Genomic DNA, 450 nt, shown 5'->3' on the forward strand with positions numbered 1-450 from the left:
CCAGAGAATCTGGTTCTGGTTGGTACCGACGGTTTCGGCGGCGAGGATCTGCCAACCGCTGAACTGACCGGCCCTGATCTGGGAGCCGCTCCTGCGGACGGCGGACGTGATGCCGTTCATCTGAACGGAGACCAGGTCGGTGCTGGTGTCCCGCAGTAGCCGGACCGCGCCGTTGGGATCGATCACCTGAAGCGCGCTGCTGGTGGTCGTGGTTGTGGTGGTGGTTGTTGTTGTGGTGGTGGTTGGGGGTTGGCTGGTCAGGGGCGTGCCGGTGGCATTGACCATGAACTGTTGCTGAAGCTGCAGGCCGGTGGAACTTGTGGGAGAGACGATGGGTCCGGCGGAGGCGTAGTTCCAGTTGCCGTCGAGCGACCAGAAGTGGAAGCGGCCCGTGGACACTTCCTTCCAGAGAATCTGGTTCTGGTTGGTGCCGACGGTTTCGGCGGCGAG

Annotated in this window: 1 protein-coding gene; it reads right to left on the reverse strand. The window is 63.1% G+C overall.

Annotated elements, in window-relative coordinates; genetic code table 11:
- On the reverse strand, nucleotides 1-450 hold a 450-nt coding region (locus KUG39_RS17160; RefSeq protein WP_216916649.1), incomplete at both ends, for a hypothetical protein.

The sequence above is a fragment of the Synechococcus sp. CCAP 1479/10 genome (assembly GCF_019038515.1).
GTDB lineage: Bacteria > Cyanobacteriota > Cyanobacteriia > PCC-6307 > Cyanobiaceae > Cyanobium.